This is a genomic window from Bradyrhizobium sp. P5_C11_2, assembly GCF_054049755.1.
In genome coordinates this window covers 1-10,279 of record NZ_JBFULT010000261.1, presented here as the reverse complement: position 1 = coordinate 10,279, position 10,279 = coordinate 1, and the positions used below count along the sequence as shown (strand labels likewise).

Below are 10,279 nucleotides of genomic sequence, written 5' to 3'. Positions count from 1 at the left end.
GCCGCGGGCCATGCCGAGCCCGATGCCGCCATTGCCTCCCGTTACGACCGCGACCTTGCCGCGGAGATCGAACCGGCTGGATGTCATGCTTTTATTCCCTGGTTTCTTCTATTGGTTGCTCTGCCAGATCAGCACCAGCCCGAAACCGGCCATGGCTGCGCCATAGCCGGCCCATTGCAGCTGGTTGACCATGAAGCTCGATCGCGGCCAGGCGATGGTGCCCGTGCCCTGTCCGATCCAGAGCAGCCCGACGGCGAGGGCAAACAGGCCTGCGATCAGCAGAAATCTGCGCATGCATTCCTCCCCATTGGACTGCTTCTGTCGCGGCTCGCGGCGTAAACGTTTGACGCGACCACGAAAACTTGGGCGGCACAGTAGCCGTAGCTCTGCTGCAGATACAATGGTCCGCGGGCGCAACGCCCGGGGACGAGCTGCGCGATGATGTCCGGGGTCCTACTTATCTTTGAAGGTCAGCGTTGGCGGACGAACCGCCCATAACGAAAAAGCCCCGGGCGATGCCGGGGCTTTGACGTCTGAATGTGAGGTCAGATCAGTACTTCGCGACGACCGGACCGGTCCAGTTGAAGCGGTAGACCAGCGAGGTCGAGATCGTCTGGTTCCAGCTGTTGGCACGGATGCTCCGACCCGTGGCAATGTTGCCGCCGTCGAACAGTTCGTCCTGAGTCTTGGCGTTGTAGAAGGCCGAACGATACTCGGTCTTCATGAACCAGCCGGGCGAGGAGATGCCGAAGAAGTTCAGGCTGTTCTCGACGCCACCACCAACGAACCAGCCGTTGCGGTTATAGCCGTTGAGATGGATACCGGCGGGAACGCCAGCCAGCGTCATGAAATTGGTGCTGCCGAAGTGGGCGCCGGAGTAGCCGCCGTTGACGTAGGAGAGAACGTTCGGAGCGACCAGCCAGCCGAGGCGCACGCCAGCAGCCCAGGAGTCTTCCAGCTTCTGGTTGCCAGTGATGCCGGCGATCGGATCCTGGACGGTGGCGCGGATGCTGCCGAACTGACCGTCGGCGAACACGCCGGCGACCMAGGTGCCGCTGAACTGCCAGTCGTAGCCGAGACCGACGGTGCCGAACCAGCCCGAACCACCCTGACGTTGGGTGATCGTCAGCGGAACAGCGCCAACCGTGGTCTGGACGTTCTGATCAGCGTTCGAGAGGCCACCGCCGCCGCCGCCGAAGATGTAGAAGCCGGTCCAGTTCGCGACCGGCGCGGGAGCCGGAGCCTTCACGTAGGGACGGGCCCCAAGGTCGGCCGCCGAGGCCGAACCGGTCATCGCCGCAATCGCGGTCAGTGCGAGCAAAATCTTCTTCATCTTAAAATCCCCAACTTTGGTCTGTCCGGCAGGCGCGAGCGCACTGAAGTTCGTTTGATCTGATGCCCGGACTATAGACGTTTCCGACCGAAATGCTGTTGCCGGGCAGGCACAGTCGCCGGAAAACGCCGGCCGGACGGGATTCGGATCGCCGTCGCCAGATTCGCAAAAGATACGCGATTTCAGTGTGTTACGCAGAGCGCCGGAGTTCGGGCTCCGGTAACTTCTCGTTAGGAAACCGGCTTTGTCCGAAATGGAGGCAAATCCTGCCTCGGCCTTGGAACCGGTGAGTCGCTGGCCGAGTCGCCCGTTGCTGGCGATCTGCCTGGAACGACAGCCGGTCGACGGACCGGCGCAAATAGTCGCGACAAGGCGGAAGCACAAATAAAAAAGCCCCGGACTTCGGCCGGGGCTTTTGACGAGAGATCGCGGTTTCAGACGTCGAGCAGCTCCTCATTGGCAAATTCGGCCTTGTCAGAAATGAAGGCAAACCGTGCCTCGGCCTTGGTGCCCATCAGCCGCTCCACCGAATCCGCCGTGGTGTCGCGGTCGTCGGCGAGCAGAACCACCTTCAGCATGGTCCGCCGGGCCGGATCCATGGTGGTTTCCTTGAGTTGCGCCGGCATCATCTCGCCGAGGCCTTTGAAGCGATTGACCTCGACCTTGGCGTTGGCGTTGAACTCGCTCTTGATCAGCGCCTCCTTGTGCGCGTCGTCGCGGGCGTAGACCGATTTGGAGCCATGCGTGAGCTTGTAGAGCGGCGGCACCGCCAGGAAGAGGTGGCCCTGGTCGATCAGCGGCCGCATCTGCTGGTAGAAGAAGGTGATCAGCAACGAAGCGATGTGGGCGCCGTCGACGTCGGCGTCGGTCATGATGATGATGCGCTGATAGCGCAGATCCTCTTCGCGATACTGCGCGAGCATGCCGCAGCCGATCGCCTGCACGAGGTCGGAGAGCTGGGCGTTCCCCGCCAGCTTGTCCTTGCCGGCGGAGGCGACGTTGAGGATCTTGCCGCGTAGCGGCAGCACGGCCTGGGTCTTGCGGTCGCGCGCCTGCTTGGCGCTGCCGCCGGCCGAGTCGCCCTCGACGATGAAGAGTTCGGAGCCTTCGGTGCCGGCATCGCTGCAGTCGGCGAGCTTGCCGGGCAGGCGGAGTTTTTTGCCCGCGGTCTTGCGTGCGGTTTCCTTCTCCTGCCGGCGACGCAGGCGCTCCTCGGCGCGATCGACCACGAAGTCGAGCAGCCTGTTGGCCATGTTCGGATTGCCCGACAGCCAGTGGTCGAATGGATCCTTTATCGCCTGTTCGACGATGCGCTGCGCTTCGGCGGTGGCGAGACGATCCTTGGTCTGGCCCTGGAATTCAGGCTCGCGCACGAACACCGAGAGCATCACGGCCGCGCCGACCATGACGTCTTCCGAGGTGATGGAGGCCGCGCGCTTGCCCTGGCCGACGCGCTCGGCGTGATCCTTCAGGCCGCGCAGCAGCGCGCTGCGCAGGCCGGATTCATGCGTGCCGCCGTCGGGCGTCGGCACGGTGTTGGTGTAGGACGACAGAAAACCGTCGGCATCCGCGGTCCAGGCCACCGCCCATTCGCAGGCGCCGTGCGCGCCGTTGCGGCCGGATTTGCCGGAGAAGATGTCGGGATGCACCAGCGTGTCGGCGTGGATCGCGGCGGCCAGATAATCCTTCAGGCCGCCGGGGAAGTGGAACGTCGCCTCCGCCGGCACATCCTCGACGCCCTTCAACAGTTCAGGCGCGCAATTCCAGCGGATCTCGACGCCGCCGAACAGATAGGCCTTCGAGCGCGTCATCTTGAACAGGCGCTGCGGCTTGAACGCGGCCTTGGCGCCGAAGATGTCGGTGTCGGGCTTGAAGCGCACGCGGGTGCCGCGACGGTTGTTGATCTTGCCGAGGTCTTCGAGCTTGCCCTTCGGATGGCCGCGCTCGAAACTCATGCGATAGAGTTTCTGGCTGCGCGCGACCTCGACCTCGAGACGCGAGGAGAGGGCGTTCACAACGGAGATGCCGACGCCGTGCAGACCGCCGGAGGTCTCGTAGACCTTGCTGTCGAACTTGCCGCCCGAATGCAGCGTGCACATGATGACTTCGAGCGCCGACTTCTTTGGAAATTTCGGATGCGGATCGATCGGGATGCCGCGGCCGTTGTCGGTGACTGTCAGAAAGCCGTCTGCGCTGAGCTCGACGCCGATGAAGGTCGCGTGTCCCGCCAGGGCCTCGTCCATCGAGTTGTCGATGACTTCGGCGAAGAGATGATGCAGCGCCTTCTCGTCGGTGCCGCCGATATACATGCCGGGCCGGCGCCGCACCGGCTCCAGGCCTTCGAGCACCTCGATGTCGGCCGCGGTGTAGTCGGCTTCCGCGCCGCTCGCGCGGCTGGCCGCCTTGGCGGGCGCACGGGGCTTCGGCTCGTTGCCGCCGAACAGGTCGTCTTTTGCTTTTGTCTTCAATTGTTTGGACATATGTCTTGATGTGTTTTGAGGATCGCGCAAGCGGCGAATCGGTTGGCGTGACTATGCCACTTCTGGCTTGAAAAGGTCACCGCAGGGCGGACTGGGCGGTGTGGTTGGAAGCTAATCCCGGCGATTTTACGCCGCGGGCCCACCAGTTCCCGGCAATTTGACGTCCAGGTCCGGGCTCAGTCGGACTTTGTGACTTGATGTCACACAAGTCCTTGGCTTACCAGTCATTTTCATTTGTCTGGGACCTGTTCGGGGCGGGAAGGCTATCTGGAATGGAGCAGTATGCGCACGCACTGGCCGACTTCGTGCGCGCTCACCAGGTCTGGGCGGCCCCGATCGTGTTCCTGCTCGCATTCGGGGAATCGCTCGCCTTTATCTCGCTCCTGATCCCGGCCTGGGGCGCGCTGGTCGCCATCGGTGCGCTGATCGGGGTCAGCGGCATCAGCTTCTATCCGGTCTGGATTGCCGGCGGCCTCGGCGCGGCGCTGGGCGACTGGGTCTCCTACTGGTTCGGCTACCGCTACAAGGAGCAGGTCGCGCAGATGTGGCCGCTCTCGCGTTATCCGGAACTCCTCCCCAGGGGCGAGGCCTTCGTGCGCAGCTGGGGCGTGCCCAGCATCTTCATCGGCCGCTTCTTCGGGCCGTTGCGCGCCTCGGTGCCGCTCGCCGCCGGGATCTTCGAGATGCCCTATTGGAGTTTCCAGGTCGCCAATTTCACCTCGGCGCTGGTCTGGTCGGCGGCGCTGCTGCTGTTCGGCGACGTGATCGCGAAGATCATGGAATTGATCTGGCGCGTGATCTGACCGGGCAGCAGGCCGCCCGGTCAGCGCGCTGCGATGACGTCAGAGCGAGGCGTTCCAGATTGCGGGGACCCAGCGATAGCCCGCGCCATCCTTCTCGACCCGGACAAGGCCGGGGAAGGCGGCGTGGAAGGCCTGGATCGGCATCTTCTCGGCGATCGCCATGTCGTAGAGCTTGCGCCGCGTCTGCTGCGCCAGCGGCTTGTCGACGTCGGAGGCGATGTTCCACTCGGGATGCTTGACGAACAGGAACGCCGCGCCTGCGGTGATATCGACCTGCACCAGCACCTTCTCCGAGCCAGACGCGACGACGAAGGAGGTGTGGCCCGGCGTGTGGCCCGGGCTTGCTAGCGCGGTGATGCCGGGCGCGACCTCCTTGCCGGAATCGTATTGCGTCACCTTGCGCCCGAGCGCGTCGAACACGCGGCGGATGTTCTTGAAGTTGCCCTCGAGGATGGGATTGCCCATGCCCTTGCTCATCTCGCCGTCGTCCATCCAGAACTTCCACTCCACCGAGGGCACCATGATCTCGGCATTGGCGAAGGCCGGCTTGTTCTCAGCGGCGAGCAGGCCGTTGATGTGGTCGCCGTGAAAGTGCGAGAGGATCACGGTATCGACCGCTGCACGGTCGATGCTGGCGGCCGCCAGGTTGTTGTGGAACTGCCCGACCTTGCCCTTGGTCTGCGTGAACTGGTCCGGTCCGAGACCGGTGTCGATCACGACGAGCTTGGAGCCGGTGTTGACGACGACCGGGCTGAAGGTGTGGGTGACCTTGTCGGTCGGCAGGTGGTTCTCGGCAAAGATCTTGTTGATGTCGTCCTTGCTGGCGCCGGCCGCGTAATTGTCGGGGAGGTTGACGGTGGTGACGCCGTCGCAGACCACCGTGACCTGGTGGGTGCCGACATTGTACCGGTAGAAGCTCGCATTCTGCGTCGCAGCCAGGGGCGCTGCGGCGTGCGCGGGAGATGTCTTCATGAAGGGCGGCAGGAGCGCCGAGGCGGCGGCGCCGGCTAGCGTTGCGCGACGAGTGATCTCGGTCATGGCGATGTCCTGGGGCTGGGTTGCGCTGATGGCACGGACTGGCGAGGTTTGGCTCGGCAGTCTTTCTCCGGAACCCCCTTGGTTAAAGGAAATTCCGTTGCAGCCCGATGACATCGGGTGCGGCATGCTGCCATCTCCCGCTGTCGATTTGGACTTGACCCCGGAACCCTCTGGCCTTATGTGCCCCGCCATGATCAACGCCGCGACCATCCTGTTCGCCCGTCGCCGCCGCCGCAGCTCTGCGGTTTGGGCGGTCGATCGCGTTTGAGATCATCGTCTTTGCCGCTGGACCCGATCCGCGGCATTCTCTCTCCTGTCAGCGCGATCTGATCCGGCGGCCCCCCCAAGGAGGCCCAGCAGGAGACCACGATGTACACGCCCCCCTTTTTCAAGCAGGACCGCGCCGCGAGCCTGAAATTCGCCGCCGAGCGCGGCTTCGGCACCATATGTGCCTTCGACGGCCAAAAGCCGGTCGCATCCCCGCTGCCGTTCTATCTGACCTATGGCGATGACGGCACGCCGCATGCCGCCTTCCACGTTGCTCGTCACAATCCGCTGCTAAAGCTAGCGGACCGGACGACGTCCTGGCTGCTCGCGGTCAACGGCCCGGACGCCTATGTATCGCCGGACTGGTACGTCTCGCCGGATCAGGTGCCGACCTGGCTCTACCAGGCGGTGCATCTGACCGGGCCGGTGCGGTTGTTGTCGGACGATGAGCTGGCGGTGCAGATCGACACGCTCAGCGACAAGTTCGAGAACTGGCTGCCGCCGAAGAAGCCATGGACGTCGGGCAAGATGACGGCGGGCCGCCTCGAGGCGCTGAAGAAGGGGATCGTGGGTCTGGTCATGACGGTTGAAGAGGTCGAAGGCAGCTTCAAGCTCAACCAGCACAAGTCGGACGCCGACTATACGGCGATCGCCAATGCGCTCGGTGCGCAAGCCCACGCCGACGCGAGGGAGATCGCGCAACTGATGCAGGACGTGAGGCCGGAGGCCTTCGTGAACGAAACCAACATGCTCGAAAGGAGCGCGCCATGAGCCTCACGGAAACCACCAAAGCCCCGACCACCGGCGCGGCCAGCAAGCCTGCCACCGTCTTCGTCGACGGCGGCTCCGGCACCACCGGGCTCGGCATCAACGAGCGGCTGAAGCTCCAGAACGACGTCGCGGTGAAGACGATTGCCGACGACAAGCGCAAGGATCCCGCGGCCAAGAAGGCGCTGATGGAGGAGGTGGATCTCGTCATCCTCTGCCTGCCCGATGATGCCGCCAAGGAAACGGTCGCGCTGATCGACGGCATGGGGCCGTCGGGCCCGAAGGTGCTGGACGCCTCGACCGCGTACCGGGTCGCGCCGGACTGGGCCTACGGCTTTCCGGAGCTGACGCCGGACCAGGCCGGCAAGATCAAGGCCGCGAGGAAGGTGTCCAATCCCGGCTGCTATCCGACCGGCGCGATCGCGCTGCTACGGCCGATCGTCGATGCCGGCCTGTTGCCTTCGGACTATCCTGTCACCGTCAACGCGGTGAGCGGCTATTCCGGCGGCGGCAAGTCGATGATCGCGAGTTTTGAGGACGGCAGCGCGCCGTCCTTCGAGCTCTACGGCCTCGGCTTCGAGCACAAGCATCTGCCGGAGATGCAGCTCTATTCCAACCTGACGCGGCGGCCGATCTTCATTCCGTCGGTCGGCAATTACCGGCAGGGCATGCTGGTCTCGGTGCCGCTCCAGCTCGACACGCTGCCGGGCAAGCCCAGCGGCGCGGACCTGCAAGCCGCGCTGGCAAAGCGTTACGCCGGCTCGAAATATGTCTCGGTGATGCCGCTTCAGAACGAGGCGGCCAAGGGCGGCCGGATCGAGCCCGAGGCGCTGAACGAGACCAACATGCTCGAGCTCTACGTCTTCGCCAGCGACAAGTACCACCAGGCGGTGCTGGTCGCCAGGCTCGACAATCTCGGCAAGGGTGCGTCCGGCGCGGCCGTGCAGAACATGCGGCTGATGCTGGGATTGGCTGACCAGTAGGGCAGTCTCGTGCGCCGGGCGCAGCGCAGCACTTCTTCAGTGATGCGCTGCAGAGCCGGAGCCCATTCTTCTTGCTTCGTCTGTGGCAGTCTGGGTCCCGGCTCGCGCTTCGCGCGTCCGGGACACTAGACTTCAGTACTTCGCAATCACCGGGCCACCGAACCGGTAGTTGATCCGGGCGGTGATCAGATCGACATCCTGACCGATGCGGTCGGTGCGCGAGAATGTGCCGACAGGCGCCAGCACGCCGTTCGCCGTGAGGGTGACGTCGCGGTGACCCATGAACATGTGGTCGTATTCGATGCCGACCGACCAGTTCGGGGCAAAGCCGTAGTCGAAGCCGACGCCGACCGTGCCGCCCCAGCGGGTCTCGTCGGCACCATCGAACTCGGCCCCGGCCAGACCGCCCGTACCGATGCCGCGGTAGCGATCGCGGGTAACGCCGGCGCCGCCCTTCACGTAAAGCAGCGCGTTGTTCCAGGCGTAGCCGACCTGGCCGGTGAACAGGCCGAAGGMGTCGACGCGGGTGCGGTTCGCGACGCCGAAAACGGTGCTGGCACTCCGGCCGGAGAGGTCGGCCCAGTCGCCCTGCGCTTCAAGACCGAACACGAAGGCGCTGCTCTGCCAGCGATAGCCGATCTGGCCGCCGGCGACGGCGCCCGTCGCGTCATGGCATCCTTCCGCAACGCCGGGCGCGAAGCCGACAGTCTGGTCCCAGCACTTGCGTGACGAGCCATAGCCGCCGTTGGCGCCGATATAGAAACCGCTCCAATTGTAGACCGCGGCGATCATCGGTGGCGCCTTGGTGTAGGGACGGGCGGCGAGATCAGCGGCACTGGCCTGGGTCACGACGGCTGCCAGCGACGCGGCGCCGAGCACGGATGCGATCTTCCAATTCATGTCTGCCCCGAATCAATCAATTGCGATGGCCCACTATACCTCTGGATGCGCGACACTTTGTAACAGTCAAACGGCAGCACCGCTGATTCTGTCGCACTGTCATCCTTCGGCAACACCTGGTTGCGCGGCAGGGCAGGTTGGGCAAGGTTGGGGGCGGGCAGGCGGCCGGAACATGGGCTTGATGCCGGGGCCGCCGGAAAGGCGAGGAGGCTTATCGTGCGCCTCCCGGAGCAGGTGACGCCATGGATGAGAGCACGCTGCAGTTCTATCGGGACAACGCCGAGGCCTATGCCGGGTGGGCGAAGGCACCCTCGACGCGGCTGCGTGGCTTTCTCGCGCTGTTGCCGCCCGGTGCCGCGATCCTCGAGCTCGGCTGCGGTGCCGGCAATCATTCGGCCGTGATGCTGGCCGAAGGTTTTTCGGTGCGTGCCACCGACGGCTCGTCGGAAATGGCCGAGATCGCGTCGCGCCGGCTCGGTCATCCCGTCGAGGCGATGCTGTTCGACGAACTGGACGCGCATCAAGCCTATGACGGCGTCTGGGCCAGCGCCTGCCTGCTGCACGCACCGCGCGACGAGCTCGCCGGAATCCTGGCGCGGATTCATCGCGCCCTCAAACCGTCAGGCGTATTCTACGCGAGCTACAAGATGGGCGAAAGCGACGGCCGCGACAGCCTTGGGCGCTACTACAGCTATGTATCGCCGGAGTGGCTTGAAGCGACCTATGCCAGCGCGGGTCCGTGGATCACGCTGTCATCCGATACCAACGTGATTCAGAGCTTCGACCAGACCCCGGCCAACATGCTGAATCTCGTCGTCCGCAAGGCTGCTACCTGATCGCTAGAAGACCTTGAAGATCGCCAGCGCCAGCACGGCCTGGGCGAGGAAGCCGACGGTGAAGGCCAGCGTGCGGAACACCGGGATCCCCAGCGCGTAGACGATCAGATGTGCGACGCGCGACCAGAAATAGACGGCGCAGGCGAGCACGGTCCATTTCGTGGAATAGTCGATCGCATTCAGGATCAGCACCAGCGGCGCGAACAGCACGAGGTTCTCGACCGCATTGTCGTGCGCGAACATCAGGCGGTTCGCCCAGTCCGACTGCGGCTTGTCGTTGCGCGAGGGGTTGGCCAGGGCGCCGCTGAGCCCCCGAATCTGACAGCGGTTGATGGTGTAGGGAATCCAGAGGATTCCGGTCAGGATCACCGTCAAGGTCAGCCAGAACAATTCACGCGTCATAACCCGGTCCCCTCATCAATCGCCGCGGCGGAAGTGGAGCTTATACGAAAGCGCGGAAGATTCCGCTACGCGCGAACCCTGACATAGCTGCCGGGCGCGTCTTCGATCGGCGGCAGCGCCTCGCTGCCGACCGCGCGCGCCGGGACCTCTTCCGGATCGAGCCCGCCCAGCCATTCGCGCCAGTCCGGCCACCACGAGCCCTTGTGCTCCACCGCATCCTTCATCCACTGGGCCACGTTGACGTCCTTGATGGCGTCGTTGGTCCAGTACTGGTACTTGTTCGAGGCGGGCGGATTGACCACGCCGGCGATGTGGCCCGAGCCGGACAGCACATATTTCACCGGGCCGCCGAAGAACTGCGAGCCGTAGAGCACCGACTCGGCCGGCGCGATGTGGTCCTCGCGGGTCGCGAGATTGTAGACCGGCACCATGACCTTGGAGAGATCGAGCAGGGTGTTGTCGGTTGTCG

Annotated in this window: 10 protein-coding genes and 2 pseudogenes; 4 read left to right on the top strand and 8 right to left on the bottom strand. The window is 64.5% G+C overall.

Annotation, left to right across the window (positions count from 1 at the left end):
- From ACXJL8_RS22910 to parE, 4 genes and pseudogenes are all read right to left on the bottom strand, one after another.
- Positions 1-87 (bottom strand): annotated as a pseudogene (locus ACXJL8_RS22910) (2-deoxy-D-gluconate 3-dehydrogenase); the annotation flags it as partial.
- 21 nt (positions 88-108) lie between these two features.
- Positions 109-294, bottom strand: a complete 186-nt coding sequence (locus ACXJL8_RS22905) for a hypothetical protein (RefSeq protein ID WP_247347112.1) — start codon at positions 292-294, stop codon at positions 109-111.
- 256 nt (positions 295-550) lie between these two features.
- Positions 551-1,333 (bottom strand): outer membrane protein, encoded by a 783-nt coding sequence (locus ACXJL8_RS22900; RefSeq protein ID WP_456685634.1) that lies wholly within the window; start codon positions 1,331-1,333, stop codon positions 551-553.
- A gap of 434 nt (positions 1,334-1,767) precedes the next feature.
- The gene (gene parE / locus ACXJL8_RS22895) at positions 1,768-3,813 is read right to left on the bottom strand and encodes a DNA topoisomerase IV subunit B (RefSeq protein ID WP_456621140.1); all 2,046 of its coding nucleotides are present in this window, start codon (positions 3,811-3,813) and stop codon (positions 1,768-1,770) included.
- Between the two features lie 272 nt (positions 3,814-4,085).
- Here parE and ACXJL8_RS22890 point away from each other — a divergent pair, with 272 nt between their 5' ends.
- Positions 4,086-4,616: a DedA family protein gene (locus ACXJL8_RS22890; protein WP_456621139.1), complete on the top strand. Its 531-nt coding sequence runs from the start codon at positions 4,086-4,088 to the stop codon at positions 4,614-4,616.
- A gap of 39 nt (positions 4,617-4,655) precedes the next feature.
- On the opposite strand, the gene ACXJL8_RS22885 is transcribed toward ACXJL8_RS22890, so the two are convergent.
- Complete coding sequence (locus tag ACXJL8_RS22885; RefSeq protein ID WP_456621138.1) at positions 4,656-5,654, bottom strand: MBL fold metallo-hydrolase; 999 nt, start codon at positions 5,652-5,654, stop codon at positions 4,656-4,658.
- A gap of 369 nt (positions 5,655-6,023) precedes the next feature.
- Between ACXJL8_RS22885 and ACXJL8_RS22880 the strand changes: the two genes are divergently transcribed.
- Both ACXJL8_RS22880 and argC read left to right on the top strand, forming a co-directional pair.
- Positions 6,024-6,692, top strand: coding sequence for an FMN-binding negative transcriptional regulator (locus ACXJL8_RS22880; protein WP_456621137.1), 669 nt, complete (start codon positions 6,024-6,026; stop codon positions 6,690-6,692).
- Positions 6,689-7,672: an N-acetyl-gamma-glutamyl-phosphate reductase gene (argC, locus tag ACXJL8_RS22875; protein ID WP_456621136.1), complete on the top strand. Its 984-nt coding sequence runs from the start codon at positions 6,689-6,691 to the stop codon at positions 7,670-7,672. Before ACXJL8_RS22880 ends, argC begins: the two co-directional genes overlap by 4 nt.
- A gap of 132 nt (positions 7,673-7,804) precedes the next feature.
- Here argC and ACXJL8_RS22870 read toward each other — a convergent pair whose 3' ends face one another.
- A complete protein-coding gene (locus ACXJL8_RS22870; protein ID WP_456685633.1) occupies positions 7,805-8,572 on the bottom strand; it encodes an outer membrane protein in 768 nt (255 codons plus the stop codon).
- 242 nt (positions 8,573-8,814) lie between these two features.
- On the opposite strand from ACXJL8_RS22870, the gene ACXJL8_RS22865 reads away from it, so the two are divergent.
- Positions 8,815-9,408 (top strand): class I SAM-dependent methyltransferase, encoded by a 594-nt coding sequence (locus ACXJL8_RS22865; RefSeq protein ID WP_456621134.1) that lies wholly within the window; start codon positions 8,815-8,817, stop codon positions 9,406-9,408.
- 3 nt (positions 9,409-9,411) lie between these two features.
- Here ACXJL8_RS22865 and ACXJL8_RS22860 read toward each other — a convergent pair whose 3' ends face one another.
- Together ACXJL8_RS22860 and ACXJL8_RS22855 are read right to left on the bottom strand one after the other, a co-directional pair.
- Complete coding sequence (locus ACXJL8_RS22860) at positions 9,412-9,810, bottom strand: MAPEG family protein (RefSeq protein WP_456621133.1); 399 nt, start codon at positions 9,808-9,810, stop codon at positions 9,412-9,414.
- A 65-nt stretch (positions 9,811-9,875) separates the two neighbouring features.
- A pseudogene (locus ACXJL8_RS22855) lies at positions 9,876-10,279 on the bottom strand (class I poly(R)-hydroxyalkanoic acid synthase); the annotation flags it as partial.

Bases quoted from the DNA above. Each gene is read 5' to 3' on its own strand.
- ACXJL8_RS22880 (WP_456621137.1), top strand. From the start codon at position 6,024: ATGTACACGCCCCCCTTTTTCAAGCAGGACCGCGCCGCGAGCCTGAAA.
- parE (WP_456621140.1), bottom strand. From the start codon at position 3,813: ATGTCCAAACAATTGAAGACAAAAGCAAAAGACGACCTGTTCGGCGGC.
- ACXJL8_RS22860 (WP_456621133.1), bottom strand. From the start codon at position 9,810: ATGACGCGTGAATTGTTCTGGCTGACCTTGACGGTGATCCTGACCGGA.
- ACXJL8_RS22905 (WP_247347112.1), bottom strand. From the start codon at position 294: ATGCGCAGATTTCTGCTGATCGCAGGCCTGTTTGCCCTCGCCGTCGGG.
- ACXJL8_RS22885 (WP_456621138.1), bottom strand. From the start codon at position 5,654: ATGACCGAGATCACTCGTCGCGCAACGCTAGCCGGCGCCGCCGCCTCG.
- ACXJL8_RS22890 (WP_456621139.1), top strand. From the start codon at position 4,086: ATGGAGCAGTATGCGCACGCACTGGCCGACTTCGTGCGCGCTCACCAG.
- argC (WP_456621136.1), top strand. From the start codon at position 6,689: ATGAGCCTCACGGAAACCACCAAAGCCCCGACCACCGGCGCGGCCAGC.
- ACXJL8_RS22865 (WP_456621134.1), top strand. From the start codon at position 8,815: ATGGATGAGAGCACGCTGCAGTTCTATCGGGACAACGCCGAGGCCTAT.